We start from the raw sequence: 26,174 nt of genomic DNA, 5'->3' as shown, positions 1-26,174 counted from the left end.
GCGAACACATGCGACGGAGGCCGGAAAGTCTCGTTTGCCCTGGCGACCACTGAGCGCCACCGCTCAGACGGCCACCGCCGGAGCGGGATCGTCCTGGCGCGACTGCGTCGGAGGATCGACGGAGACCATGCGCCCGTCGGCATCGTAGACGGCCCCGAGCACGGTCTCGAAATGGCTCACCACGGCACCGTGGCACTCGCAGGCCGCCTCCTGGATCCCGGCCCGGTCGAGGATGGTGATGCGGCCGCGCCCGACCTCGATCAGCCCCTGGATCTGCAACGTCCGCAGGATCCGGGTCAGGTAGGTGCGCTGGACGCCCAGCATGTTGGCCAGGAGTTCGTGGGTCACGGGAAGCGTTTCCGTGCCGATCCTGTCCTGCAGCGTCAGCAGCCAGCGCAGGCAGCGCTCCTCGATCGGGTGGAGGGCGTTGCAGGCCACGGATTGCAGCACCTGTCCCAGAAGGCAGTCCGCATACCGGGTGAAGAGGTTGCGCAGGGTGGTCGAGCGGAGCTTGGCGTCCTGCAGCCTGGCGGCATCGAGCCTCACGACCGGACCGCCGATCTGCACCAGGGCCGTACTGAAGGCCGGCAGACTGCCGTGGCTGACGACGCCGCCCACGGCGCCCTCCCGCCCGATCGTGGCGGTCTCCGCACTCCGTCCGTCGCGCATGGAGACGATCAGGTTGATGACCGTCTGCTCGCAGGGAAACGAGATGAACGAGACGTTGGAGCCGACGGTGAACAGGGTCTCGCCACGCCGGACGTCGACGTGCTCGAAATGCGGCACGAGCAGTCCCCGGTCCTCCGGGGACAGGGCCTTCAGCAGGAGATTGCCCTCGAAGGAGGATTCGGTCGACGAGAGCATGGGACGCGCTATGTTCACCTTCTGTCTCGCGCCATAGCGTATCATCACCGAGACGTCTGTCCACAAATAGACGAAAGCGCAGAGAAATATGATCGTCCGGGCGGGATTCGGCGCGCGCTACGGCATTCATCCATCCGCACCAGCGGGCGCAGCGCGTCCCTCTCCCACTTCTGGGGAGGGGGGCAAGATTGCGCAACCCGTGACATTGCGCGAATGCCGTCGCCGGGGTCGAGGAGCCACCCGAGCGCGTCAGGCTCCGGCGCGGTGCCGGCTCAGCCCTGGCCGGCCTCGTCGCCCTCTCCGATGCAGTCGAGCGCCCGCTCCACGGCACTGACGGCCTCGCGCAGGTTGCGGACGGTGAGCTCCATCTCCCTGCGGGGACGACCCATGGCGGCGGCACGATGGGTGACGCCCTGAAGCAGCTCCAGGGCGGCGAACAGATCGTCGGCGACCGCGACCACGTCGCTGATCTGTGGCGCCGGAACGGCGCGGGGGCGGGAGAAGGGGACGACGTTGCTCATGTCGGACAATGTGTCGCCCAAGGCGGGCCGGAGCACCAGATCCAGGGGCGGCGATTCCGCAGGATTACGCCTTCGATGCCCGAATGTCGTCGAGCGTAGTGAGCGTTTTCGTGGCGCGGGAACATCACTCTGCCGGTAAGCCGTGACGTTTCGTTATCCTTATGCTTGACGCGGCGACCTCCCCGGCACCACGACAGGGGCGATCGGTCCAGCAGGATCAGCACACCAGGAACCTCCGATGCGTCCCACCGCCTTCCTCGTCGCCGCCGGCCTGTTCTGTGCCCTCGGGGCCTGCAACAGCGCCGACCGCAGCGGCCTCTCGGACAGCTTCAGCACCGAGAATTACCGCCGCTCCAACGACACCAACGGCACCCAGACCCGCCGCGACGTGAACCGCGCCTACACCGCCCCGTCGATGCCCTCCATCGTCAGCCGCGGCAACTGAGTCCGCGCCTTCAGTTCTTCGCCAGGGCGTCCGCGAAGGCGATCATGCGGTTGCGGGCGTAGGTGGGCAGGCCGGCGCTGATCGACGTGCCGGTGTTGAAGGACGAGTTGCCCATCAGAACCTGGGCCGGAAGCAGGTTCTTCAGCACCGGCACGCGGGCATATTCCTGCTTGCGGTCGAGGACATCGGCCTTGATCGCCAGCGCCATGTAGGTCGTCACCACCGTCTTGCCGGGGTCGTTCGGCATCGGCTGGAACACGGCGAGGAACTTGCCGAAGCGCAGGATCTGGTTGACCCAGAAGATCGTCTGTTCGAGGCCGCCGGCCACGGGCGTGTCGACCCGCGTGAGCGCTCCGAGGGAGGCCGCTTCCGCCGCCGGCAGGGTCCGCAACTCGCTCTGGAACGAGACGAACTCGGCGACCTTCTTCGAGGCGCCGTCCTCCAGCTTGTTGGCGAGCTTCACCCCCAGCGGCAGCTTGCCCTCGAGGTCGTAGCGGGATTCGATGCAGGCGGCCGCCCCCTCGCACCAGGCCCGGTCCGGGCGGCGGGCGAAGGCGGCGGCCGGGTCCTTGGTGGGCGTCACCTCGGCGGGGCTCAGGGTCTTGTGCCGGATGACGGGGTCCATCTTCGAGACGAAGCCGAGGTTGGCGAAGGTCGAGAGGTCGATGGACTCGGCGGGTCTCGCCACCACGAACCTCCCCTGCGCCACATAGACCTTCAGGGTCTCGTGCCGCTGCTTGGCCACACCGTTGAGGGTCAGCGTGTAGTCGGGCTCGGCATAGGCGGGGTAGGGCGCCAGGGCCGCCTGCTCGGCCGGGCGCAGCTTGCGCCATTCGAGATAGGGCGTGAGGCCGCTCTCGGGGTTGGCGGGGTTGTCCCGGTGATCGGTGAACAGGATGGTGCCGGGCTTGAGGGCGGCAAGGCCCGACGGCTCGATGGCGGCCACCTCCTTGATCCGGTCGGCGGGAACCTGGGCCTTCATCCCCTCCTGCGCGGAGGCGGGGACGCCGAGCGCCAGGGCGGGCAGGAAGGTGAGAATCTGGGCAAGCACGCGTGTCGCCGGAAGCTGCGTCTTCACGTCGGGGCCTCGGTTGATGATGAGGGGAAGGGATCCGCGCCTCAGTAGCGCGGGTCGTCGCCGAACAGGTAGTCGGGATCGCGGCGGCGGGCGCGGGGCGGCTCGTCCTCGCCGAAGGGCGAGCGCTGGGTGCCGGGCCATGACGGGCTCCGCGACCCCTCAGAGCCATAGCCATCCCCCTGCGCCCGGCGGCTGCGTGCCTGCGGCTGCCGCTCGCCGAAGGGGTCGAGAAGATCCGGCTCGGCCCCTCGCCGGGTGGTGAGGTTGCCGTACAGGTCGCCCGTCGCATCGGCGCCGTCGTCGAGGCCGCCATTGTCGCCGTCCTCGGCATCCGGGCGCATGGCGGTCTGCACCTCGCGCGGCAGCAACTGGTACTGCGTGTCGGCCACGCGGCCGTTGCTCAGCCGGAAATGTTCGAGGAAACCGCCGCCCGCGACGCGCTCGCCGCTGCGGGGATCGATGGGCAGGTCGGCGAGCAGGCGTTTCGCCTCCGCCGAGGGCGGGGCGAGGGGGGTCCGCGCCACGCCGTTGGCCCAGGCGGCCTGGAGGATCGTGCCGGCGATCGGCACGGCGAGGTGCCCGCCGGTCTGGCCGCGTCCCAGGGTCCGGCGGGTGCCGTCGGCATTGTCGTAGCCGACCCAGACCACGATGGTGATCTCGTTGGTGAAGCCGGCAAACCAGGCGTCGTTCTCGTTCTCCGAGGTGCCGGTCTTGCCGGCGATGGAGCCCGAGAAACGGGCCAGCGCCGCCGCCGTGCCGTGGTTGGTGACGCCCTGCAGCATGGTCTTCAGCTGGTAGAAGGCGACCCTGTCGGCCGAGCCGATCCGCACCGGCTCCTTCGGCTCGCGCCTGTAGAGGACCGTGCCGTCGCGCTCCACCGCCTCCAGCGCGTAGGGCGCGGGGCGTGCGCCCTCATTGGCGATCGCCCCGTAGAAGGCGGCGAGATCGACCATGCGGACCGGCTGCGAGCCAAGGACGAAGGGATAGTAGCGCTCGCATTCGGCGTAGAGCTGCGCTTCGAGGGCGAGGTCGCAGATGCGGGTGAGGCTCGCCGGCGCGGTGTCGGCGATGCCGCCCTGGAGCAGGCGCGCGGTGACGAGGTTCTTCGAGAATTCGAGGCCGCGCCGGAGGGTCGTCGCGCCCGAGCCGCCGCCATCGTAGTTCTTCGGGCTCCAAGACTGGCCGACGCCGCCGATGGGCGGCAGGGTCACGCCGGCATCCATCACCAGGGTGTTGGGCTGCAAGCCGGCATTGAGCGCGGCGAGATAGGTCAGGGGCTTCAGGGTCGAACCGGGCTGGCGCACGGTCTGGGTCACCCGGTTGAGCTGGCTCAGCGGGTAGGAGAAGCCCCCGTCCATGGCGAGGATGCGCCCGGTGCGGTTCTCCAGCACCACGGCCGCCCCCTGGACCGACGGACGCACGCGCAGGTCCGCGCGGAGAATTTTGGCCTTCGGGTCGCGCAGCTTCACCCGCACCACGTCGTAGGCCTGGAGACGGCCCCTGGCGATGCCGGGATCGAGGCTGACGATCCGCCCGTCGGCGAGCCCGGCCTTCACCGGACCGCGCCCGGATTCGAGCACCACGGCGAGCGGCCAATGCACGTCGTAGAGCACCGGCCGCGCGCTCTCCAGGGCGCGCTGCCAAGTCGGTTTCGGCGTCACCGGCTTCGGCCCGGCCGCCACCGCCGGCGCAGGCTTGCTCGAAGCGGGCTTGGAGTCGAGCGCCGCAGGCTTCGGCTTCGCCTCGCCGCCGACGACCAGGGGGACCGACTGGACCGATCCCTCCACCGCCGGCGCGGCCCCGCCGAGCTTCGCGATGCTGTCGGCGAGGTTGAATTCCGGCCCCTCGTAGCGCTGCCGCCCGGTGGCACGCTCGTAAGCGGCGAGCCCGTCCTGCAGGGCGGATTCCACCGCGGTCTGGAGGCCGGCATTGATGGTGGAGCGGACCACGTGGGAGGCGGAGGTGAGCGAGTCGATGCCCGCGAAGGTGCGCGCCTCGCGGGTGAGGTGATCGACGAAGTAGAAGCCCGAATCCCGCCGCGTGGTCTCGATCGGCTTCAGCCCGAGGGGGGCGTTGGCCGCCTCGGTCAGCTGCGCCTCGGTAATGACGCCCTCGTCCTTCATCCGCGCTAGGACGTAGGCGCGACGCTCCTTGGCGCGGTCGGGATACCTGTCCGGGTTGTAGAAGTTCGGCCCCTTCGGCATGCCGCCGAGCAGCGCCGCCTCGGGCACCGTGAGCTGGCCCACGGATTTGCCGAAATAGCTCCTCGCGGCCATCTCGATCCCGTAGGAGCCGCGGCCGAGATAGATGCCGTTGAGGTAGAGTTCGAGGATCTGCGGCTTGCCCAGGATCCGCTCCAGGCGCGAGGCCACGATCATCTCGCGGATCTTGCGCTCGTAGGTGACGTCGTCGCCCACCGAGAGGTTCTTGACCACCTGCTGGGTGATGGTCGAGCCGCCCGCCGGCCGCCCCGGCGAGGCGAGGTTGCCGATGAAGGCGCGGATGACGCCGCGCTCGTCGATGCCCTTGTGGGTCTCGAAGCGCTTGTCCTCGGCGGCCACGAACGCCTTCTGCACCATCACCGGCACGTCGGAGATCGGCACGCTGAGGCGGCGCCCGTTGGCCTCGAACGCCTCGGCGTAGCGCTTGCCGGCCCCGTCGAGGATCAGGCTGGCGCCGGGCAGCCTGCGGTCCTTCAGGTCCTGGGCCGAGGGCAGGTCGGCCACGGCCTTGTTGTAGAAGGCGATGACCTCGGCCGCGTCGAAGGGCGAGTTCGCCGGGTTCTCGCCCTTGCAGAACTGGCGGTAGCTGGTGTTGAGCTCGCCGATATCGAGCCCGTGCAGGAGTTTCGGCGCGGAGGCCCCGGCGATGGCCGAGGGGTCCTCCATCGCGGTGGAGATCAGCTCGTCGAGGTTGATGTCCTCGATGTCGAAGGCCTTGCGCATATGGGCGCAGCCGTCGCGCAGGATCTGCACCACCTGCGCCCTGTCGGCCACCGGATCGAACTGCGTCTTCACCGCATCCGGCCGCGTCGTCACCTGACTGAGCGTCAGCGCCGTCGCGAACAGCTTGATCAGGATGATGTTCATCGAGGGAAGGGCACACGAGGTTCAATCACGCAGGGTCGGTTGAGGCACTCTCCTCCCCGCAAGGGGGAGGGACGCGTGCCATCCGGCAGCCGAAATGCGATGCACAAGGCGGCTGATTTAAGGACGCGCTCGATCCTCGCGAAGCCACAACGACCCCGATCGATCTACGCTCGCCCCCCGGGAACCGCCGCGAACGTCTCAAGGGTGATCGTGCCGGGCAGTACAGTATCCGCATCAACGATCCATGGCGCCTCTGCTTCCGAGGGACAGGAACAGGTGGACATCGTCGATGAGCATTGAGACACGGAAGAGATCGAACATGTCTCGCATTTTCACGCATCCGGGTAACGTTCTGGCCGAAGACTACCTCGCCCCACTCGGGCTTTCCGCCCGGCAGGTCGCGGCAGAGATTGGTGTTCCCCCTAACCGCCTGTCCGAGATCATTCGCGAGCGGCGTGGCGTGAGTGCCGACACGGCGATCCGGCTCGGTGTCCGTTTCGGGACATCGGCCCAGTTCTGGCTCAACCTTCAGAACGCGCACGATCTGTCCAAAGCACGCGCGACGATGGACGACTCCGCCATCCGGTCCTGCGAACCCCGGACCGTTCCGGCCCCGTAGTGGGGAGCCGAGGCTCCCCTACTTGTTGCGCCCCAGCAGCACGAGCCAGCCGATTCCGATCACGCAGACCATGGCGCCCACCGTCACGAAGGCCGGGGTGCCGAGGTCCATGAAGCGGGGGGCGAGCTGCGTGGCGAAGGCGGCGACGATGAGCGCCACGGCGATGCGGGCGGCGGCGCGCTCGATGCCGCGGGTGAGCTTCTCGATGCCCTTCAGCTCGATCTCGACGGTGACGCGGCCCTGCTTCAGGCGCACCAGCATGAGATGGATCAGGGTCGGCAGTTCCGAGGCCGCACCGAACAATCCGGCGCCCACCGCCTCGACCTTGCGGGTGATGCCCTTGATCGAGAATTGCGAGGCGAGCTTGCTCTTCACCGTGGGTCCGGCGGCGGTGAAGAGGTCGAATTTCGGATCGAGATGGCGCATCACCCCGTCCGCCGTCACCAGGCCCTTGAACAGGATGGCGAGGTCGGTAGGCATGGCGAGGTCGTTCTCGCGGGCCATGGTCATGAAGTCGGTGAGGAGGTCGCCGAAATTCAGCACCGAGCCGGCATGGCGGTTGATGAAGGCCTGGGACGAGGATTCGAGCTTGGTGAGGTCGGGGTTACTCGACCCGGTCCAGTCCAGCAGCACGGCCATCAGCCCGTCGGAATCCTCCTTGAGCATCGCGCCGATGAGCATCAGGAGCTGCGTGCGGCGGCGCTCGGACAGCCGGCCGATGATGCCGAAATCGATGAAGCCGATGCGGTTGCCCGGCATCACCAGCATGTTGCCGGGATGCGGGTCGGCATGGAACACCCCCTCGATCAGGGCCATGTTGAGGAAGGCGTCGGTGCCCTTCTGGGCGACCTTGACCTTGTCGACCCCGGCCGCGTCCAGGCGGGCATGGTCGTTGGGCGGGATGCCGTGGATGAATTCCTGGACGAGGACGCGCTCGGAGGTGAACTCCCAGTGGATCTTGGGAATGACGATGTCGTCCCGGTCGGCGAAGATCGCCGCGATGGTCTCGCAGTTGCGCGCCTCGTTGATGAGGTCGAGCTCGCCGTAGAGGCCGCTGGCGAGATGGCGCATCTGCTCGTGGGGCTGGTAGCGGCCGAATTCCGGCCATTCCTGAACCACGATCCGGGTCGCATGGGCCAGGAGGCGCAGATCCGCCTCGATGATCTTGCGCAGGCCCGGGCGCAGGACCTTCACCACCACCTCCTCGCCGGACATCAGCCGCGCCCGGTAGACCTGGGCGATGGAGGCCGCGGCCAACGGCACCGTGTCGAACTCGGCGAAGATCTCCGAGGGCGGCGCGCCGAGATCGGCCTCCAGCTGCGGACGGATCTTGTCCCAGGCGATGGGCCGGACCTGGCTGTGGAGCTTCTCCAGCTCCTCGGTCCATTCCGGCGTCAGCAGGTCGGGCCGGCTCGCGAGGATCTGGCCGAGCTTGATGAAGGTCGGCCCCAGGGCCTCGATCGCCCGGCGCACGCGCTGCGGCTGGGACAGGCGCGCCACGTCCACCTGCGGCCGGCGGCGCTTGGCGAACCGCGCCAGATGGCCGAGGCCGAGACGTTCCACCACCTTGGTGACGCCGTAGCCGATCAGGACGGCGGCGATCTCGCTCAGGCGCTGCCGGTCGCGTGCGGCGACGAAAGCGGTTTTCAGCATGTGCTCAAGGGACTGCCCCGGCTGGCGTGAGGGTGGCCGCGTCGTCGTCTCAGGCCGGCGGGCCTGTCCTGGACGGTGCCGGTGTCCAGATAGGCCACGTCTAGGAAGCCGGCGAGGCCGAATTTTGGCGGCGCGGGGGCAATCGTCGGCAGGCGGTCCCGGCGACCGGTTTCGCGGCCTGGAACCCGCGACACTCCGAAAGGTCCTGGCCCCGATGGCCCAGGCTCCAAAAGCCCGAGCGAGGGGAAGCGTTGGCGTGCCGGCGCGAACCCGCTTAGACAGGCGGTTCCCGCGCGATCCTCGCGCCCCCAATCGACGGAGAGACGGTCCCGATGGCAGGTACGCCCCGCGCCGGCATCATCCCGGTGACGCCCTTCCAGCAGAACTGCACCCTGATCTGGTCCGACGAGACCAAGGTCGGCGCCGTGGTCGATCCCGGCGGCGACCTCGACCGGATCGAGGCCGCGATCCGCGACCAGGGCATCACCATCGAGAAGATCCTGCTGACCCACGGCCATATCGACCATGCCGGGGGCGCCGACGAGCTGCGCGAACGGCTCGGCGTCCCCATCGAAGGGCCGCACGAGGCCGACCGCTACCTCCTCGACAGCCTCCCCGAGACGGGGGCGAATTACGGCATCGACGGGGCTCGCGCGGTGACGCCGGACCGCTGGCTCGTCGAGGGCGACGCGGTGAGCGTCGGCGATCTCGCCTTCGACATCCTGCACGCGCCCGGCCACTCCCCCGGCAGCGTCGTCTTCGTCAGCCGCGACGCGCGTTTCGCCCTGGTGGGAGACGTGGTGTTCAAGGGCTCGGTGGGCCGCACCGACCTGCCCGGCGGCAACCACGACCAGCTCATCCGCGCCATCAAGGAGAAGGTCCTGCCGCTCGGAGACGACATCGCCTTCATCCCCGGCCACGGCCCCACGAGCACGCTGGGCGAAGAGCGGATGACGAACCCTTTCCTGCAGGAGTGAGGCTCGACGATCGGGGAGGTCGCCGTCGACCGGCACCCTATCGCGGGTGTGGGCCCGCAAGAGGCGTGTCGGCTCTTGCCACGTGCCGCAGCGCCACCTCATATCTCATCGGCGGACGACCTCGGATCGCCTGCTCGTTCGAGGACCATGATCGATGTCGGAGACGGTGCCGTTTGATCTCGAGGAGCAGCGCGCCCGAATCGAGCGGGCTCAGGAAGAGACCCGCAAATTCGTTGCCGAGCAGCACAAACTGATCGCCGAGCAGAGCAAGCTCGCCGCTGAGCAGAGCAAACTGGCCGCGGAAGCATCGAAGCTGGCGCGAGATCGGATGCTCGCTCCCTGGCAGATCGCTTTGTCGGGGATGGCTGCCGGAGCCGCGTTCTTCGGCGCGGGTGCGGCTTTCGTCAAGGTGCTGGGGCCGTGAGGTGAATTCGGCTCGAGCGCACTCCGCCGAAGTGGATGCCGGTTCGGCGAAAAAGCGTGCGACACAACAAGGATCTAGAGGTGTGCCCCGACCCAACGTGGTCGGGCGCAACTCTGGTGCGGGCTCCGAAACGGCCCGATTTTCTCGCGTCCTGCCCGACGTTCGAACACCATCCACCGCCCCGTCGGATTGGGTCGCCGCCACTATGCTCATGCGGTGCATTTTCAAGACGCACCGCTTATATATGGCTCACTGAACGAATCGCAGGCGCGCCCGGGGCTCGAGCCGGGGCACGAAAATCAAGCAAAGACCCGCCTGCCTGGGGAACTTGATGTCCGACATGACCGACGACGACACCTCCCGCAACCTGGCGGCTACGGCCTATGGCGCGGAATCGATCCGCGTGCTCAAGGGCCTGGATGCCGTGCGCAAGCGGCCCGGCATGTATATCGGCGACACCGACGACGGGTCGGGCCTGCATCACATGGTCTACGAGGTGGTGGACAACGCCATCGACGAGGCGCTGGCGGGCCACGCCGACATCGTCACCTGTACCCTCAACGCCGACGGCTCGGTGACGGTGTCCGACAACGGCCGCGGCATCCCCACCGACATCCACAAGGAGGAGGGGGTCTCGGCGGCCGAGGTCATCATGACCCAGCTCCATGCCGGGGGTAAGTTCGACCAGAACTCCTACAAGGTCTCCGGCGGCCTGCACGGCGTCGGCGTCTCCGTCGTCAACGCCCTGTCGCAATGGCTCCGCTTGCGCATCTGGCGCGGCGGCAAGGAGCACGCCATGGAGTTCCGCCACGGCGACGCGGTCTCGCCGCTGGTGATCGTCGGGGACGGCAACGGCCGGCGCGGCACGGAGGTGTCGTTCCTGCCCTCCACCGACACCTTCACGATGATCGAGTTCGATTACGCCACGCTGGAGAAGCGCCTGCGCGAGCTCGCCTTCCTTAATTCGGGCGTGCGCATCGTGCTCACCGACGCGCGCCATGCCGAGCACAAGCGCGAGGAGCTGTTCTACGAGGGCGGAATCGAGGCCTTCGTGCGCTACCTCGACCGCTCGCGCAAACCCATCGAGGGGATGACGAAGCCGGTCTTCGTGCGGGCCGAGCGCGACAACATCCGCGTCGAGGTGGCTCTGTGGTGGAACGACTCGTTCAACGAGACCGTGCTGCCCTTCACCAACAACATCCCGCAGCGCGACGGCGGCACCCACATGGCGGGCTTCCGCGCCGCCATGACCCGTCAGATCACCGGCTATGCCGAATCCACCGGCATCACCAAGCGCGAGAAGATCACCCTCACCGGCGAGGATTGCCGCGAGGGCCTCACCGCCGTCATCTCGGTGCAGGTGCCCGACCCGAAATTCTCGTCCCAGACCAAGGACAAGCTGGTCTCGTCGGAAGTCCGCCCGGCCGTGGAGAACGTCCTCAACGAGGGCCTCTCCAACTGGCTCGAGGAGAACCCGTCCCAGGCGAAATCCGTGATGGGCAAGGTCATCCTCGCGGCCTCCGCCCGCGAGGCGGCGCGCAAGGCCCGCGAGACCGTGACCCGCAAGGGCGTCCTCGACATCGCGTCCCTGCCGGGCAAGCTCGCCGATTGCCAGGAGCGCGACCCGTCGAAATGCGAGATCCTGCTGGTGGAGGGCGATTCCGCCGGCGGCTCGGCCAAGCAGGGCCGCGACCGCCACTTCCAGGCGGTGCTACCCTTGCGCGGAAAGATCCTCAACGTGGAGCGCGTGCGCGCGGACCGGATGCTGTCCTCGGCCGAGATCGGCACGCTGATCACGGCGCTCGGCGCCGGCATCGGCCGGTCCTCCACCGACCGCGAAGGCTTCAACCCGGACAAGCTGCGCTATCACCGCATCATCATCATGACCGACGCGGACGTGGACGGCTCCCACATCCGCACCCTGCTCCTGACGTTCTTCTTCCGGCAGATGCCGGAGCTGATCGAGCGCGGCTACGTCTACATCGCCCAGCCGCCGCTCTATAAGGCCGCCAAGGGCAAGACCGCGATCTACCTCAAGGACGAGCGGGCGCTGGAGGATTACCTCATCGATGCCGGCGTCGACGGGGCGGTGCTGCGCCTCGCCTCGGGCGCCGAGTTCGGCGGCCCACAATTGAAGGTCCTGGTGGAGGAGGCGCGCCAGTTCCGCGGCCTGATGCAGGCGCTCCACACCCGCTACGACCGCGCCACCGTGGAACAGGCGATGATCGCCGGAGGCTTCCGCACCAACGTGGACGAGAACCACGCCGAGGCGACCCGCCTCGCCGCCGAGATCGCCCGGCGCATGGACGTCATCGCCGACGATATCGAACAGGGCTGGGAAGGCTCGGTCAGCGAGGGCGGCTACGTCCTGAGCCGGACCCTGCGCGGGGTGCGCCAGGTGGTGACCCTGGACGCCTCGCTCATCGCCTCGCAGGAGGCGCGCCGCCTCGCCGACCGGGCCGAGGCCCTGCGCGAGATCTACGGCGAGCCGGTGACCTACGCCCGCAAGGGCGAGGAGACCGTGCTGCACGGCCCCGTCGGCCTGTTCGAGGCGGTGATGGCCTTCGGCCGCAAGGGCCTCCAGCTCCAGCGCTACAAGGGGCTGGGCGAGATGAACCCGCAGCAGCTCTGGGAGACGACCCTCGACAGCGAGGTCCGCTCGCTCCTGCAGGTTCGGATCAAGGACACGCAGGATGCCGACGACCTGTTCGTGAAGCTGATGGGCGACGTGGTGGAGCCCCGCCGGGAATTCATCCAGGACAACGCCCTCAGCGTCGCCAACCTCGACGTCTGAACGAATTCTGGGAAAAAGCGATCGAGCGAACAAATAAAGCGAATAAGCCCACCGTTCAAAGCGATTGAACCAAAAGCAACTCGTTGATGGCGATGGGGTGAGCGACGGTGGTCCGGCGTGGAAGCCGCTTCCATCAACCCTCGGCCAGGACATGGTGACGCTGGCCTATCCTGCTCTTGGGCACCCCAAAAAAGTGCCAAAGGCATCGGCCCAATTCCGACAAGACAGGTGATGAGCGGGGGGAGAGGGTGGAAGCGTGACCGATGATGGTTTTCACAGGAGGAGCCGGGCGGCCTGGGTCGGGGCGATCCGCGAGGTCACCGGCGAGACACCGCCCACGTCTTCGGAGTGGAGGGACCTCCTGGACATTGAGCCGGTGCTGCGCCGGTTCATGGGACGTAACTGTCCGACGTCAGCACCTGTGGGACAGATTGAGGGTCGTCACGAATGGAGGATGGCTGGTTCATCGTAGCCCCTGAGGAGCGAAGATGAAGCAGACATCCGGACCGGCCAAGATGCCGGCAGAAGCGGTGATCAAGGACATCCGTCGGGCCACCCGTCGTCAGTTCTCCTCCGAGGAGAAGATCCGCGTGGTGCTGGAAGGCTTGCGTGGCGAGGACAGCATCGCCGAGTTGTGCCGACGTGAGGGGATCGCCGCCTCGACGTACTACGGCTGGTCCAAGGAGTTCCTGGAGGCTGGTAAGACGCGCCTGTCGGGAGACACGGCTCGTGCGGCCACCACGGATGAGGTGTGGGATCTACGTCGCGAAGCGGGGGCGCTTGAAGGAGGTCGTAGCCGATCTCGTCCTGGAGCACCGTCTGCTTAAAAAAAGCATGAGCGGGGCTGGGGGCGACGAGGCATGAGGTACCCGGCCCCCGAGAAGCTGGAGATCATCCGGCTGGTTGAGCAATCCCACCTGCCGGTGCGTGCCACCCTGGACAGGCTCGGCATCACGCGCTCGACGTTCTACCGCTGGTACGACGCTGACCAGCGCGGCGGCCCCCAGGCGTTGCATGATCATCCCTCGCGGCCGAGCCGGGTCCGGAACCGTCTCCCTGCGGAAATCCGCGACAAGACCACCGCGCCCAACCAGCTCACATCCAGCCGCAGGGTTCGCTCGTGTTCGAGCACAGCTACCAAGCACTGCAGGCCACGCAGGCAGGGCTCGGTCTAGCCCTCAGTTCCCTGCCGCTGGTGGCCGAAGACGTGAGCAGCGGGCGGTTGCTCGTACCACTCGACGCCCCGGCTGAATATCGCCGCCTATCGAGCCTACGTCCCGCTCCGCATGGCGGACGCCACTGACGCGGGCATCTTCTGCACGTGGCTCGGAAGTGTCGATGGATCGTGATGACAGGCTCGGTCCGACATGACGTGATGTCCGCTTCCGGGTGATTCCTCACGCCGTTCGGACGGCAGCTGCGGGTCGATCTCGGATCGACTGCTCAGGGTGGTATGGATACTATCCTCTGTTGGACGCAAGTCCGCTGAAGCGGAGGTCGGCGTCCTGACCCTTCCTGGCCTGTGCAGTGGCTTTGACGGCTGAGCCCTTCCGTGGCTGCAATAAATGCATTGCGATATCGGATATTATAGATAGATAGAAATCGCAATAATTGATGCCGATCGCAAACCAATTCAAGACTCGAACCTGCTTGTTTTACTAAAGATTCGAAACCGCGCTTTTCATACGACGTGGCATCCGACCCTGCTCCAATCCCAGAGGCGGTGATCACGCCCACTGTATCGGATTGGTGAAGTTGCACGCCGATCGGGTAATCCTCGAAATCGACTCAACGGTGTTGGAGGCTTCCGTCTCACGAAAAGTCACCACGTAGGTAATAGGGGGAGGTGGCGGGTTGGTCTCGATCACCCGCAATCTGTCGCGTTCGATCAGCCCGTCGAAGCACCGTTCGGGCAGATAGCTGATGCCGATCTCGGCGAGCGTCAGCCCAACGATGGCGACGAGACTGTTGCTCTGGATCATGTGGGGCAGGGATACGCCGCAAGCCTGCAGCCATTGGTCGAAGACCACGCCCGATCCGGAGCGGTTACCCTGTGTCAGGATGCTGAACCGCGCCAACTCGGCCAGTTCCACGACGCCCCGATCCCGTAGCAGGACCGGGCTGCACATCCAGGCACTCCTCACGCTCGCGAGCGCCACGCTCCGGAAGCGCGGCTGCCGGAACACATCGGGCGTCACGATGAAATCGAGGGCCCCGTTCCTGAGGTTCTCGAACAGCGTCGTGCTCTGCTCGACCTCCGGTTCCAAGACGATGTTCGGATAGGTCGCCCGCAACTCCGCCACCAGTTGCGGCAGCCATGTGAGGGCGGTCAGCTCCGTGACCCCGAAACGCAGGTGCCGGATCATGGTGGCGCGGCTCGCCGCGATGGCGACGATGCGATCGCGAAGGCCCAGCATCTCCTCGCCGATCTCCACGATACTCTTGCCCTTGTCCGTCAGTCGGGCGCCCCGCTGGCTGCGGTCGAAAAGCTGCGTCCCCAGGGACGTCTCAAGCTCGTGGATACGCTTCGACACCGTCGACTGCGTGGTGTGCAGGCGATCCGCAGCTCGCTCGAAACTCCCGAGCAGGGCGATCCAGCGCAGTGCCTCGAACTGTTTGAGGGTCGCCATATCAAATCGCTTTTCCGAATGTCGATGGAGGCAGATTAATCGCTTTTCGGCGGGGCGGCCAAGTGCGATGTCCCTCGGCAGGGAGATCCAACCATGCTTTCTCAGCTCAAGAATTCAGATGGCTTGCCGGCGGTCCTCGCATCAGCCGACCGTGAGGCGCTGCAGGACTTGGCCACCCCCTTGCTCAGCGACAATCTGCATCGCCTTGCGGGACTGGTTGGGCTCAACCGCTACAACGGCTCGGGCAAGCTCGTCGGCACCGCCTTCACGGTGAAATCCCGTCCCGGCGACAACCTCGGATTCTATCACGCGCTGGCGGTGATGCAGCCCGGCCATGTCCTCGTGATCGACGGTGGCGGCGATCTCAACAACGCACTCTGCGGCGACTTGATGCGCGCCTACGCCGTGTCGCGCGGCTGCGCCGGCTTTGTCGTCGATGGCGCCATCCGCGACGTGGCGACGTTCGCGGCGGGCGATTTTCCCTGCTACGCCCGCGGCGTCGTCCACCGCGGGCCCTACAAGTCGGGGCCGGCCTTGCTCAACGTCCCGGTCAGCGTGGGCGGTCAGCCGATCGCGCCGGGCGACGTCATCGTCGGCGACGAGGACGGACTGGTGGCCTTCGCCCCGGAGCAGCTCCCCGCCGTCATCGAGGGCGCACGGGCGAAGCTTCGCCAGGAGCAGGCGATCATGGCCGAGATTTCCGCGGGGTCGGCACGCCAGGCCTGGCTCCACGGCACCCTCGAAAGCTTCGGCATCTCGGTCTGATCAGATCTCCGGGACGTGGACGCCATCATGAGCACGACACTCATTGCCCGCCGGCCAGCGAGCATCCGGCCATCGCCGAGCATCGCGGCCAAGGCCCTGGTCACCCAACTCCGCGCCGAGGGACGGCACATCATCGATCTGACGGTCGGCGAGCCCGATTTCGTGACCCCGCGATCCATCATGGAGGCGGCCCAGGCGGCCATGCAGGCCGGGGACACGCACTACACGCCCTCGAACGGTACCCTGAGCCTGCGGCAGGCCGTAGCCGACAAGCTCATCCGAGAGAACGGCTTGGCCTACACCACCGACGATATCGTGATTGGCTGCGGCGCCAAGCAACTGATTCAGACGGCTTTCGCGGCGACCCTCGATCCGGGCGACGAGGTCATCGTGCCTGCACCGTACTGGGTGTCCTATCCCGATCTGGCGACCCTCAACGACGGCGTACCGGTGGTGGTGCCCTGCCTCGGAGAGGCGGGGTTCAAGCTCAGCCCTTCACAGCTGGAAACCGCGATCACGCCTCGGACCAAATGGGTGGTGCTCAACTCGCCCAACAATCCGTCCGGAGCGGTCTACACCGCCGCGGAACTGGTAGCACTGGGCGAAGTCATCGAGCGACACCCGCGGGTGCTCGTCATGACCGACGAAATCTACGAGCATTTCGTCTACGATGGTCAGTACCAGGTTTCGTTCGGACGGGCCGTCCCGGCGCTGCGGGAGCGGACACTGATCATCAACGGAGTCTCCAAGGCCTATGCGATGACCGGCTGGCGGATCGGCTACGCCGCAGGTCCGCGCCTGCTCGCCAAGACGATGACCGGCCTCCTGTCCCAGAGCACGACCTGTCCATCCTCGATCGGTCAGGCAGCGGCAGCGAAGGCCCTGTCGGGGGACCAGACCTTCGTGGTCCAGGCGCGGGCGGCCTATGAAACTCGTCGCGACCGCGCTGTCGGGTTGCTCAATGCCATCCCCGGCATCGCGTGCCAGCGCCCGGCCGGGGCCTTCTATGCCTATCCCAACGTGGCCGGCCTGATCGGTCGCCGTACCCCGGACGGGACCCGCATCGCCGACGACCTCGCTCTTGCGCATATCCTGCTGAGCGCCGGCAACGTCTCCGTCATGGACGGCACATCCTACGGGCTAAGCCCTTACCTTCGGGTCTCGTTCGCCACCTCGCTGGAGACCATCGAAGCCGGCTGCGCCGCGATTGCCCGTGTTGTCGCAATGCTCGACTGACGCATTGCCTGCCTGACTTCGCCGTTACGCTTCGTGTGATGCAACAAATCGGTAGGAGATTTCCCTTGCGCCTGTTCAAGACCATGCTCGCTTTCAGTCTCCTGACCTCGCCAGTGATGGCCGACGAACTCGGTGGCACCCTGCAGAAGATCAAGGACAACAACCGGATCGTCCTCGGCGTCCGCGATGCCGCGACGCCGTTCAGCTACATCGACGATCGGCAGAACTACATCGGCTTTGCCATCGATCTCTGTCTCAGGATCGCCGACGCGGTGAAGCGGGACCTGAAGATGCCCGACCTCAAGGTCGAGATGATGCCGGTGGTCTCTTCGACCCGCATCCCGCTGATGACCAATGGCACGATCGACCTCGAATGCAGCGCCACGACCAACAACGTCGAGCGCCAGAGGCAGGTGGCCTTCACCAACACCCACTACCTCTCGGCCGCCCGGTTCGCGTCGAAGACGGCCCAGCATCTCGACACGATCGACGCGCTGAAGGGCAAGCCGGTCTCGGCCGTGGCGGGCTCCACCAACATCGTCATGCTCAACAAGGTCAACGCGGAGCGTAAGCTCGGCCTCAGCATTCTGCCCGCCAAGGATGTGGCCGAGGGCTTCCTGCTGCTCGAGAACGGCCGCGCGGCGGCGTTCGTCCTCGACGATGTGCAGCTGAGCATCGCGATCGCCCAGTCGAAGGATCCGGCCGCCTATCAGGTCAGCCGGGAGACCTTCTCCGAGCCCGAGCCGTACGGGATCATGCTGCGCAAGGGCGACCCGGCCTTCAAGGCGCTGGCCGATCGCGCCACGGCCGACCTCTATCGCAGCCCCGAGATCATCGCAGTCTACGAGAAGTGGTTCCTCTCGCCGACGCCGCCGCGCGGGATCAACTACAACGTCCCGATGTCGCCGGAACTGAAGCACGCTTACGCCAACCCGACGGATAGCCCGAACCCAGCGTCCTACGTTCAGTAGAGCATCGCCTCGCAAGGTGGTTGCCGGCTTTCGGAAAAAGCCGATGCTGAAACAAGAGCTTAGCGCGGCGCCCTGGATCAGATTTTAAGGACGCCGCGCGAGCGCCATCGCCCGGGGACCCGGCCGGCCAGCTCGCTGGTTCGGGTCGGTTGCCGGCCCCCGGATCCGTCAACCTTCTCTCGACGCGGCGAGCCGGCGCCTCGATCCGGGTCGCGGGCCGGCACCATGGGCCGCGCCTCCTTCCGTCGCGCGTTGCCGCCACGCCTCGCGATGCTTGAGGACGCGAGCATGCGACATCTTGAGGTGAAGCTGCATCGCACGCTTTCCCAATTCCGCATCCCGCAGTCGCGCCGCGATCACGAGATCCTCATGGTGATGGAGGCTCTGCAGAAGCTCGTCCGGCGTGTAGAGGTAGAAGGACCGTATCACGACGGGCATGTCGATCATCGGCTCCAGGATCATGCGCAGTCGCGGCGAGCCGGCGAAGGCCAGCAGGGTGCGGTGGAAGTCGCGGTTGATGGCCTGGATCGTGGGAACGGCGGCGTCGCCACCTCGCGAGATCGCCGCCGACATATCTCGGTTACAAGCCTCCAGTCGCTCCACGAGCTCGTCACCGCCCCGCGCAACGGCCAATTCGGTCGCGTGGGCTTCAAGCATGATTCGGAGCCGGAACGTCTCCTCGACGTCGGAGTCGCCCCACTCCGCGACATGGATGCCCTGGCCGGCATCCGCGGACGCCAGGCCGTCCTCGACGAGCCTGCGCAGGGCGGCGCGGATGGGGGTGCGGCTGATTTCGAACTCGCGCGCAAGGGGTTCTTCCCGAAGATGGAAACCCGGTGCGTAGTGTCCGCCGACGATCCTCAGACGCAGCACCTCGTAAGCGCGATCCTTCCCCTCCGCCATGATCGATCACTCCACCGCTTTTTCCCAGCGAACCTAGCGAACCTCAGGTCGCCCGTTCAAGGCCGACTCTCGCATTGTACGATTTTTGTACATATGACCGTGGTTTAATGCTGTTTTGCAGCCTGATATTGACATATTGTACTTATATTGTACATATCGTCGAATCACCTGGAGGGCGGCTTGCGGATCGAGGGTGTGCGGCCAAGGCTTGCTCGGCATGTATTTTCGTAAGCTCGGGCGCCCGAGCGTAGCCGCTCGATCCACCACGCGCGGACCCCTTTCGATCCCGGGACATCCTCGTGAGCGAGACGGTTCCGCCCCTGCATGATCGTCAGGTCCAGGAGGGGGGGCGGCGGGCGATGCGGGATTGCAGGCGAAAAGACGTCATCGGGCGTAGCCCATTCGATGAGGCGTGGCCCAAGTAAATCACGCCAAAAAAGACGCCATCTTTAAATAATCGTTTCGTATCGAGTGAATGGTCCCGTCCGAAGGACCGAGAGCATGCCCAAAGATGCTCAGCCGATGCGTGGCTTCCAATGGGAGGATACGGACATGGCCAAGGGTGCAGCCACGGCGGAAGCAGTTCCCGTGACAGGGCGGATGACCCGATATCGCTGGGTCGTCATGGGCCTCATCTTCATCGTCTACACGTTGGCGGCCGCGGATCGGGCCAATATCGGGATCGTGCTCCCCTTCGTGAAGAAGGAGTTCGCGATGACCAACACCGAGGCCGGCGCGGTCGTGAGCCTGTTTTTCGTGGGCTACGCGGTGATGCAGATCCCTGCGGGCCTGATGGTCAAACGCCTCGGCACACGGGTGGTCTTCCCGATCTTCATGCTCCTGACCTCGCTGTTCACGGGACTCCTCGGCACCACTGGCTCGGCGATGGCGATGAAGCTCAACCGGCTCGCCCTCGGCTTCGCCGAGGCGCCGCTGCCGGTGACCATGCTCTCGACCATCAACCGGTGGTTCCCCGCCCAGGAGAAGGGCACCGCGGTCGGCCTGTTCCTGGCCGCAGCCAAGTTCGGCCCGGTGATCGTGCCGCCCCTCGGCGCGCTGATCATCGCCAACTTCGGCTGGGAGTATGTCTTCTTCATCTGCGCTCTGCCCGGGCTGGTCTTTTCCGTGCTGTGGTACTTCCTCGTGGTGGACGAGCCGGCCCGCAGCCGCTTCGTGTCCCCGGCCGAGGCTGCCCATATCGGCAGCCGGCCCACGGTCCGGCCGAACGCCGCGCCTGCGCGTCCGGCAACGGTATCGACCGCGCCCGCCAAGACGCGGTTCGCACGCCTGGACCGGGTCATCCGGGGACGGCCGGTTCGGCTCATCGCCACCGCCAGCGAGACGTTCCGTTCTGGCAACATCTGGGGGCTCGCCATCGGCTACCTGATGATGACGGGCATCATCAACGTCATCCTCGCCTGGCTGCCGACCTACCTCAGCACCGTCAAGCAGTTCTCGCTGATGAATGTCGGGTTCGTCGCCTCGGCCCCGTTCGTCGGGGGCGTGCTCGGCAACATCTCGGGCGGCCTGTTCTCCGACCGGATCGTCGGCAAGCGTCGTAAGCCGACCATCCTGATCAGCACGGTCTCGACCGTGTTCATGATGTACGCGCTGATCCATGCGCCGAACGAGCCGGTGACGCTCGCGGTCCTCCTGTTCCTCACGGGCTTCCTGCTGAACGTCGGATACTCGTCCTTCACCGTCTACCCAGCCGGGCTGACGACCAAGGACGCCTATCCGCTGGCGGTGTCGGTGGTGAACACCGGCGGACAGGCCGGCGGTGCGCTCTTCCCGTTCGTGACCGGGCTCTTGCTCGACGCCTACAGCTGGGACGCGGTGTTCCTGTTCCTCGGCGCCTCATCGCTGCTGGCGATGGCCATCATGCTGCTGGTCGTCGAGCCTGTCGAGAAAGCGGACCCGGGTGCGATCCGCTAGAGCGCTCTCCGCCGAAGTGGATGCCGGTTCGGCGAAAGAGAGTGCGGCACAACAAAGATCGAGAGGTGGGCCCCGACCCAACGTGGCCGGGCGCAGCTCTCGCTCGCGGGTGCCGCCGGTCGCCCTGCCGGATCATCGCCGCGGCGGCTCCCACCCTCGGGCGGCCGTCTTCCAAGAGAATCGCGACGCCGAGCAAGTGACATGATCCCAGCCTTGACCGACCTGCCGCCTCCCGCACCACTTTACGGCTCGTTCCTGACGGAACTTAGGGTCCGGGGTTTCGTGGGCGAGTTGGAAAGCGGGATCGCGGATCGGACAGTTTTGGCCACCGACAACTCGATCTACCAGCTCCGGCCCGAGGCGGTGGCTTATCCCAGACACCGGGACGACCTCGCCCGGATCGGGGCGCTCCTGGCCGATCCGCGCTTCTGCGAGGTGCGGATCGCACCGCGCGGCGGCGGAACGGGAACCAACGGGCAGTCGCTGAACGGCGGCCTGACGGTCGACACCTCGCGCCACATGAACCGCATCCTGGAGATCGACGTCGCGGCCAGGACCGTGCGCGTCGAGGCCGGGGTGGTGAAGGATCAGCTCAACCGCGAACTCGCCAGGCACGGCCTCTTCTTCGCCCCCGAACTCTCGACCTCCAACCGGGCGACGATCGGCGGCATGATCTCGACCGATGCCTGCGGCCAGGGCTCCTGCCTCTACGGCAAGACCCGCGACCATGTGCGCGCGTTGACCATCGTCCTGAGCGACGGCCACCTCTGGACGTCCCGACCCCTCGACGAGGAGGAACTGGCCGTCGTGTCCGCCCGGCCGGACCGGGTCGGCGAGATCCACCGCGTCGTCAACGACGTGGTCACCCGGAACGCGGCGCTGATCGTCGAACGCTTCCCGAAGCTCAATCGCTGCCTCACCGGCTACGATCTCGCCCACGTACGGGACGCGGAGGGTCGGTTCGACCTCAACGCCGTCCTGTGCGGGTCCGAGGGAACGCTCGGACTCATCGCCGAGGCCACTCTGTCGGTCCTGCCGATCCCGCGCCACTCCGCCCTGGTCAACGTGCGTTACGACAGCTTCGACGCGGCGTTGCGCGATGCGCGGACCCTCGTCGCTGCTCAGGCGGCCTCGATCGAGACCGTGGATTCCCGCGTCCTCGCGTTGGCACGCGGCGACATCGTCTGGGACGATGTCGCCGCGTACTTCCCGGACGATCCCGAGGGTCCCGCCGAAGGCGTGAACCTCGTCGAAGTGCTCGCCGACACGGTCGAGGACCTCGACGCCCGGCTGGCGGTCGTGACGCGGCTGCTGGATGAGGGGGGCCGGAGCGAAGGTCGTCGTGGCCACACCGTCGCGCGGCAGACGGCGGTCGATCAGGTCGCCTCGCCCGGGGAGGCGGCCCGCGCGTTCGGGGACGGCGCCCAGGGCAGCCAGCGGCTCGGCGAGGACGGGGACGAGGCTGCCGGCGACGGGGTCCGGCTCGCGCCCGCCGGGACTGGGGATGCCGTCACCCGCATCTGGGGCATGCGCAAGAAGGCCGTGGGCCTGCTCGGCAACATGAAGGGTGACGCGCGGCCGATCCCCTTCGTCGAAGACACCGCCGTCCCGCCCGAGAACCTCGCCGACTACATCGCCGAGTTTCGAGCCGTCCTCGACCGCCGCGGCTTGGTCTACGGCATGTTCGGCCACGTCGACGCGGGCGTGCTCCACGTGCGTCCAGCCATCGACATGAAGGACGAGGCCCAGGCCCGCCTGATCCGCGAGATCACCGAGGAGGTGGTGGCACTGACCGGTAAATACGGCGGCGTCCTCTGGGGCGAACACGGCAAGGGCGTGCGCTCGGAGTTCTCGCCGGCCGTGTTCGGTCCGCTCTACCCGGCCCTGCAGCGGATCAAGGCCGCATTCGACCCGCGGGACCAGTTCAACCCGGGCAAGATCGCCGCCCCCGAGGACGGTCGACTCATGACCGTCGACGGGGTGCCGACCAAGGGCGCGGCCGACCGCACCATTCCGGCCCCGGTCCGCGCCGGGTTCGACGAGGCGCTGCACTGCAACGGCAACGGCGCATGCTTCAACTATGACCCGGACGACGCGATGTGCCCGTCCTGGAAGGGGACGCGGGAGAGGCGGCATTCGCCCAAGGGCCGGGCGCAGTTGCTGCGGGAATGGCTGCGGCTGCTCGCGGCGCGGGGCATCGATCCGCTGGAGGAGCGCAGGCGCCCGTCCCGCGCCTGGCGCACCTTCCCGGCCCGCCTGCGTGCGAGCCTGTCGCGTGAGCCGGACTTCTCGCACGCGGTGAAGGAGGCGATGGACGGATGCCTCGCCTGCAAGTCCTGCGTCGGCCAATGCCCGATCAAGGTCGACGTGCCGACCTTCCGGGCGAAGTTCCTCGAACTCTATCACGGCCGTTACCTGCGCCGTCCCCGCGACCATGTCGTCGGCGCCATCGAACGCCTGCTGCCGCTCGCCGCACGAATGCCGGGGCTGGCGAACGGCGTCGTCGGTTCGGCGCTGGGCACGCGGCTCACCCGGGCGATCGGCCTCACGGCCACCCCGGCCCTGTCCGGGCACGACCTCGTCCGCGAGGCCGGCCGGCGGGGTGTCGCCGTCGCCGACGCCGAGACCCTACGCGACCTCCCGGCATCGGAGCGCGCCCGTAGCGTCGTCATCGTGCAGGACGCTTTCACCACGCACTACGAGACACCGCTGGTCCTCGCCCTCGTCGACCTGCTGAAGGCGCTTGGGTTCAGGCCCTGGCTGGCGCCGTTCCTCCCGAACGGCAAGCCTCTGCACGTGCATGGCTTCCTTCACGCCTTCGAGAAGCAGGCGGCCCGCAATGCCGCCATGCTGCGGGCGCTCTCCGCCACCGGAATCGACCTCGTCGGGCTCGATCCGTCGATGACGTTGACCTACCGGTCGGAATACGTCGCCGCCCTCGGCGCCGACGGGGCGCCGCCGGTCCGGCTCATCCAGGAATGGCTTGCGGCGCGGATCGCGGATCGACCCACCGCCGACACGTCGCGGGACTTCCTGTTGCTGCCCCATTGTACCGAGCGGACCAACGCGGCTGCGGGTCTGCGCGACTGGCAAACGGTCTTCGGCCGCCTCGGCCACCGTCTGACGATCCTGTCGTCGGGCTGTTGCGGCATGGCCGGCACCTACGGCCACGAGGCCGAGCACCGGGAGATGTCGAAGCGGATCTACGGCCTGAGCTGGGCCGGGCATGTGGAGCGCGCGGGATCGTCCGGCCGGCTCCTGGCCGACGGCTATTCTTGCCGGTCCCAGGTCAAACTGATCGACGGGGTCGGCCTGCTCCATCCGATCCAGGCCTTGCTCGACGCCATGGAGCCGGCGGCGCGATCTTCCCGGAAGTCCGCCTGAACGGATCCCCCCTCCCACGACACACCCGAAGCATGGAAGTGAGATCATGTCGGCAAAACAACAATTCCGTCTCGGCTTCGTCGGTTACGGCGAGATCGGCAGCACACTCGGCCGCGGCCTGCGCGGGGCGGGCCTCGACAGCATCGCGGCCTACGACAAGTACGCCTTCGACGGCCCGTTCGCGAACCTGATCCAAGACCGAGCCCGAGACGCCGGCGTGACCTTGGTGCACTCGAACCAGGAGCTGGCCGATGCGGCGGACGTGATCGTCAGCGTCACGCCGGGATCCGCGTCACTCGACAGCGCCGCCGCCTTCGTCGGCTGCCTCATGGACCGGCACACGTTCATCGACTTCGCCTCGGCGACCCCGAAGATCAAGCAGGGCGTCGCCGCGCGTCTGGCCGGGAGCGGCGCCCTCCTCGGCGACGGCTCGATCGAGGGAACGCCGAAGAACGGCTACGCGATGCCGATCCTGGTCAGCGGCCCGTCCGGCGAGCGCGTGCGCGACCTCCTCGTGCCGTTCGGCATGCAGATCACCAGCGTCGGTGAGACACTGGGTACCGCCTCGGGCATCAAGATCCTGCGCTCGGTGCTGATCAAGGGCATCGAGGCCTTGACCGACGAGATGCTGCTCGCCGCCCGGCACTACGGCGTGGACGAGATCGTGCTGGCCTCCGCTTGCAAGACGCTGGCGCGCCCGTGGATGGACACGGTCGAGGCCCTGATCCCCTCCGGCGTGATCCATGCCAAGCGTCGTGCCGAGGAGCTGGAGATGTCGGCCGAGGCCGTCGCCGACGCCGGCATCGACCCGATCATGGCCCGTGCCGTCGCCGCCCGCCTGCGCTGGAAGGCCGACCTCGGGCTGAAGGAAACCCTGCAAGGCGTCGAGCCGGCCAACCACCGCGAAGCGATGGATGCGGTCGCGGCCGCCCTCGCAAGGGCCTGAGCTCGCGATCACGTTCGAACAGGCGGTTCGAATACCGAGGATCTTTTTGAGATCGAACGAAAGTATCGGGAGAGAAACATGCCTGATCATCACGCTTCGGACGTCAGTCGGCGTCAGCTGCTCACGGCCGGCGCGGGCCTGACCCTCACGGCGGCCCTGCCGGGGCGTTCCCTGACGATTATCGCAAGATCCAGAGCTGGATCCGCACGCAGCGGAACGTGGTCGTCACCCCCTCCGCTTACGGGACGAACAATCAGGTGACGCTCGCCGGCATGGCCGAACTCGGCGCGAATGCCCGTGGCGTCGCCGTCGTGGATACGTCCGTGAACGACGCCGAGCTTTGAATGGGATCACGAAATCATCGAAAGAACTTTGGCCAATGACCCGGCTCGTCCGCCTCGCCCGGTTCATCCGCTATTACCTTCAAGTGGCAAATGACGCCCAGACAGGCGCCCTGTCAGAAGGTGAGCGTCGCGCTTCGCAGGTTACTGGCACCAGAAGCAAGCGTAGCCCTCTCGGGTTGCTTTGTCCGTGCATGGGATTTCGTGCAACGTCCGCTGTCAGGCACCGAGGCGGAGTGTCCAAATGACTGGGTTGGGTCGGGACCCGTCCGTCCGCTCTACGACCGGGTTGGGTGGTTTCGAGACCGTCTGCTTTCGAGCGGCAACTGTATCGAAGCCGACGTCGTGATCGTCTCCTCTCGTGCTGTTTGCGCGCCGGCAACCTTGCAGAGTGTCCCCGACCAAACCGTCACACCTGCGGGTGACGCGTCCTAGCCAGCAGGGCGGCCTACTTCAGAAGGCCGTTCGCCAAGCACCGGAAGGCCTCGCTGGCCCTCGCGAGGACGGCCGGCGGATCGTCGGACGCAGCGACCCAGAGCGCGGCGTTGAGAGCCGCGCCGTTGATCAGGCGCGCCGCGGCCTCGGCATCGACTGGCTGG

General features: G+C 67.0%; 20 protein-coding genes and 3 pseudogenes. 15 read left to right on the top strand and 8 right to left on the bottom strand.

All coding sequences use genetic code 11. The features are described from left to right. Positions 1 to 63: 63 nt before the first annotated feature. Both MKK51_RS10565 and MKK51_RS10560 read right to left on the bottom strand, forming a co-directional pair. Positions 64 to 864, bottom strand: coding sequence for a Crp/Fnr family transcriptional regulator (locus tag MKK51_RS10565; RefSeq protein ID WP_243976944.1), 801 nt, complete (start codon positions 862 to 864; stop codon positions 64 to 66). A 272-nt stretch (positions 865 to 1,136) separates the two neighbouring features. Beyond that, entirely contained in the window at positions 1,137 to 1,385 is a 249-nt protein-coding gene (locus MKK51_RS10560; RefSeq protein ID WP_026175816.1) for a hypothetical protein, read from the bottom strand. 238 nt (positions 1,386 to 1,623) lie between these two features. On the opposite strand from MKK51_RS10560, the gene MKK51_RS10555 reads away from it, so the two are divergent. Next, positions 1,624 to 1,830 (top strand): hypothetical protein, encoded by a 207-nt coding sequence (locus MKK51_RS10555; protein ID WP_243976943.1) that lies wholly within the window; start codon positions 1,624 to 1,626, stop codon positions 1,828 to 1,830. Between the two features lie 10 nt (positions 1,831 to 1,840). On the opposite strand, the gene MKK51_RS10550 is transcribed toward MKK51_RS10555, so the two are convergent. Together MKK51_RS10550 and MKK51_RS10545 are read right to left on the bottom strand one after the other, a co-directional pair. Beyond that, positions 1,841 to 2,908: a hypothetical protein gene (locus MKK51_RS10550; protein WP_243976941.1), complete on the bottom strand. Its 1,068-nt coding sequence runs from the start codon at positions 2,906 to 2,908 to the stop codon at positions 1,841 to 1,843. Positions 2,909 to 2,949: 41 nt separating this feature from the next. After that, positions 2,950 to 5,997, bottom strand: coding sequence for a penicillin-binding protein 1A (locus tag MKK51_RS10545; protein WP_243976939.1), 3,048 nt, complete (start codon positions 5,995 to 5,997; stop codon positions 2,950 to 2,952). A 143-nt stretch (positions 5,998 to 6,140) separates the two neighbouring features. Between MKK51_RS10545 and MKK51_RS10540 the strand changes: the two are divergent. Together MKK51_RS10540 and MKK51_RS10535 are read left to right on the top strand one after the other, a co-directional pair. Continuing rightward, positions 6,141 to 6,290, top strand: a pseudogene (locus MKK51_RS10540) (type II toxin-antitoxin system RelE/ParE family toxin); the annotation flags it as partial. 26 nt (positions 6,291 to 6,316) lie between these two features. Next, complete coding sequence (locus MKK51_RS10535; RefSeq protein ID WP_243977008.1) at positions 6,317 to 6,616, top strand: HigA family addiction module antitoxin; 300 nt, start codon at positions 6,317 to 6,319, stop codon at positions 6,614 to 6,616. A gap of 18 nt (positions 6,617 to 6,634) precedes the next feature. On the opposite strand, the gene MKK51_RS10530 is transcribed toward MKK51_RS10535, so the two are convergent. Then, the gene (locus tag MKK51_RS10530) at positions 6,635 to 8,269 is read right to left on the bottom strand and encodes an AarF/ABC1/UbiB kinase family protein (protein WP_147829494.1); all 1,635 of its coding nucleotides are present in this window, start codon (positions 8,267 to 8,269) and stop codon (positions 6,635 to 6,637) included. A 332-nt stretch (positions 8,270 to 8,601) separates the two neighbouring features. Here MKK51_RS10530 and MKK51_RS10525 point away from each other — a divergent pair, with 332 nt between their 5' ends. From MKK51_RS10525 to MKK51_RS27545, 5 genes and pseudogenes are all read left to right on the top strand, one after another. Further along, positions 8,602 to 9,246: an MBL fold metallo-hydrolase gene (locus MKK51_RS10525; protein WP_243976937.1), complete on the top strand. Its 645-nt coding sequence runs from the start codon at positions 8,602 to 8,604 to the stop codon at positions 9,244 to 9,246. 154 nt (positions 9,247 to 9,400) lie between these two features. After that, entirely contained in the window at positions 9,401 to 9,670 is a 270-nt protein-coding gene (locus MKK51_RS10520) for a hypothetical protein (RefSeq protein WP_243976935.1), read from the top strand. Positions 9,671 to 10,010: 340 nt separating this feature from the next. Further along, positions 10,011 to 12,464: a DNA topoisomerase (ATP-hydrolyzing) subunit B gene (gyrB, locus tag MKK51_RS10515; RefSeq protein WP_409565660.1), complete on the top strand. Its 2,454-nt coding sequence runs from the start codon at positions 10,011 to 10,013 to the stop codon at positions 12,462 to 12,464. 488 nt (positions 12,465 to 12,952) lie between these two features. Then, a pseudogene (locus MKK51_RS10510) lies at positions 12,953 to 13,540 on the top strand (helix-turn-helix domain-containing protein); the annotation flags it as partial. Between the two features lie 44 nt (positions 13,541 to 13,584). Continuing rightward, entirely contained in the window at positions 13,585 to 13,767 is a 183-nt protein-coding gene (locus MKK51_RS27545) for a hypothetical protein (protein ID WP_409565658.1), read from the top strand. 424 nt (positions 13,768 to 14,191) lie between these two features. Here MKK51_RS27545 and MKK51_RS10505 read toward each other — a convergent pair whose 3' ends face one another. Continuing rightward, entirely contained in the window at positions 14,192 to 15,094 is a 903-nt protein-coding gene (locus MKK51_RS10505) for a LysR family transcriptional regulator (RefSeq protein ID WP_243976931.1), read from the bottom strand. A 93-nt stretch (positions 15,095 to 15,187) separates the two neighbouring features. Here MKK51_RS10505 and MKK51_RS10500 point away from each other — a divergent pair, with 93 nt between their 5' ends. The 3 genes from MKK51_RS10500 to MKK51_RS10490 all read left to right on the top strand — a co-directional run bounded on the left by MKK51_RS10500 (position 15,188) and on the right by MKK51_RS10490 (position 18,066). After that, positions 15,188 to 15,859 (top strand): RraA family protein, encoded by a 672-nt coding sequence (locus MKK51_RS10500; RefSeq protein ID WP_243976929.1) that lies wholly within the window; start codon positions 15,188 to 15,190, stop codon positions 15,857 to 15,859. Between the two features lie 27 nt (positions 15,860 to 15,886). After that, positions 15,887 to 17,095 (top strand): aminotransferase class I/II-fold pyridoxal phosphate-dependent enzyme, encoded by a 1,209-nt coding sequence (locus MKK51_RS10495; RefSeq protein WP_243976927.1) that lies wholly within the window; start codon positions 15,887 to 15,889, stop codon positions 17,093 to 17,095. A 65-nt stretch (positions 17,096 to 17,160) separates the two neighbouring features. Then, entirely contained in the window at positions 17,161 to 18,066 is a 906-nt protein-coding gene (locus MKK51_RS10490) for an amino acid ABC transporter substrate-binding protein (RefSeq protein WP_243976925.1), read from the top strand. A 168-nt stretch (positions 18,067 to 18,234) separates the two neighbouring features. Here MKK51_RS10490 and MKK51_RS10485 read toward each other — a convergent pair whose 3' ends face one another. After that, positions 18,235 to 18,969, bottom strand: a complete 735-nt coding sequence (locus tag MKK51_RS10485) for a GntR family transcriptional regulator (RefSeq protein WP_243976923.1) — start codon at positions 18,967 to 18,969, stop codon at positions 18,235 to 18,237. Positions 18,970 to 19,470: 501 nt separating this feature from the next. Here MKK51_RS10485 and MKK51_RS10480 point away from each other — a divergent pair. The 4 genes from MKK51_RS10480 to MKK51_RS27190 all read left to right on the top strand — a co-directional run bounded on the left by MKK51_RS10480 (position 19,471) and on the right by MKK51_RS27190 (position 25,578). Next, the gene (locus MKK51_RS10480) at positions 19,471 to 20,904 is read left to right on the top strand and encodes an MFS transporter (RefSeq protein WP_243976922.1); all 1,434 of its coding nucleotides are present in this window, start codon (positions 19,471 to 19,473) and stop codon (positions 20,902 to 20,904) included. 201 nt (positions 20,905 to 21,105) lie between these two features. Beyond that, positions 21,106 to 24,288, top strand: a complete 3,183-nt coding sequence (locus MKK51_RS10475) for an FAD-binding and (Fe-S)-binding domain-containing protein (RefSeq protein WP_243976920.1) — start codon at positions 21,106 to 21,108, stop codon at positions 24,286 to 24,288. Positions 24,289 to 24,334: 46 nt separating this feature from the next. Further along, positions 24,335 to 25,234 carry an NAD(P)-dependent oxidoreductase gene (locus MKK51_RS10470; protein WP_243976918.1) on the top strand — a complete coding sequence of 300 codons (900 nt, stop codon included), beginning with the start codon at positions 24,335 to 24,337 and terminating at the stop codon, positions 25,232 to 25,234. A 218-nt stretch (positions 25,235 to 25,452) separates the two neighbouring features. After that, a complete protein-coding gene (locus MKK51_RS27190) occupies positions 25,453 to 25,578 on the top strand; it encodes a hypothetical protein (RefSeq protein ID WP_279601069.1) in 126 nt (41 codons plus the stop codon). 445 nt (positions 25,579 to 26,023) lie between these two features. Here the strand turns inward: MKK51_RS27190 and MKK51_RS10465 are convergent. After that, positions 26,024 to 26,174, bottom strand: a pseudogene (locus tag MKK51_RS10465) (TetR/AcrR family transcriptional regulator); the annotation flags it as partial.

It is taken from the genome of Methylobacterium sp. E-045, assembly GCF_022829685.1.
GTDB lineage: Bacteria > Pseudomonadota > Alphaproteobacteria > Rhizobiales > Beijerinckiaceae > Methylobacterium.
The sequence above is the reverse complement of the archived record's forward strand: the minus strand, read 5'-3'. Positions and strand labels throughout refer to the sequence as shown.

Excerpts from the sequence above, each read along its gene's own strand:
- MKK51_RS10505 (WP_243976931.1), bottom strand. The coding sequence starts at position 15,094 with ATGGCGACCCTCAAACAGTTCGAGGCACTGCGCTGGATCGCCCTGCTC.
- MKK51_RS10535 (WP_243977008.1), top strand. The coding sequence starts at position 6,317 with ATGTCTCGCATTTTCACGCATCCGGGTAACGTTCTGGCCGAAGACTAC.
- MKK51_RS10555 (WP_243976943.1), top strand. The coding sequence starts at position 1,624 with ATGCGTCCCACCGCCTTCCTCGTCGCCGCCGGCCTGTTCTGTGCCCTC.
- MKK51_RS10530 (WP_147829494.1), bottom strand. The coding sequence starts at position 8,269 with ATGCTGAAAACCGCTTTCGTCGCCGCACGCGACCGGCAGCGCCTGAGC.
- MKK51_RS10470 (WP_243976918.1), top strand. The coding sequence starts at position 24,335 with ATGTCGGCAAAACAACAATTCCGTCTCGGCTTCGTCGGTTACGGCGAG.
- MKK51_RS10500 (WP_243976929.1), top strand. The coding sequence starts at position 15,188 with ATGCTTTCTCAGCTCAAGAATTCAGATGGCTTGCCGGCGGTCCTCGCA.
- MKK51_RS10560 (WP_026175816.1), bottom strand. The coding sequence starts at position 1,385 with ATGAGCAACGTCGTCCCCTTCTCCCGCCCCCGCGCCGTTCCGGCGCCA.
- MKK51_RS10495 (WP_243976927.1), top strand. The coding sequence starts at position 15,887 with ATGAGCACGACACTCATTGCCCGCCGGCCAGCGAGCATCCGGCCATCG.
- MKK51_RS10545 (WP_243976939.1), bottom strand. The coding sequence starts at position 5,997 with ATGAACATCATCCTGATCAAGCTGTTCGCGACGGCGCTGACGCTCAGT.
- MKK51_RS10565 (WP_243976944.1), bottom strand. The coding sequence starts at position 864 with ATGCTCTCGTCGACCGAATCCTCCTTCGAGGGCAATCTCCTGCTGAAG.
- MKK51_RS10480 (WP_243976922.1), top strand. The coding sequence starts at position 19,471 with ATGCCCAAAGATGCTCAGCCGATGCGTGGCTTCCAATGGGAGGATACG.
- MKK51_RS10475 (WP_243976920.1), top strand. The coding sequence starts at position 21,106 with ATGATCCCAGCCTTGACCGACCTGCCGCCTCCCGCACCACTTTACGGC.
- MKK51_RS10520 (WP_243976935.1), top strand. The coding sequence starts at position 9,401 with ATGTCGGAGACGGTGCCGTTTGATCTCGAGGAGCAGCGCGCCCGAATC.
- MKK51_RS10525 (WP_243976937.1), top strand. The coding sequence starts at position 8,602 with ATGGCAGGTACGCCCCGCGCCGGCATCATCCCGGTGACGCCCTTCCAG.
- gyrB (WP_409565660.1), top strand. The coding sequence starts at position 10,011 with ATGACCGACGACGACACCTCCCGCAACCTGGCGGCTACGGCCTATGGC.
- MKK51_RS10485 (WP_243976923.1), bottom strand. The coding sequence starts at position 18,969 with ATGGCGGAGGGGAAGGATCGCGCTTACGAGGTGCTGCGTCTGAGGATC.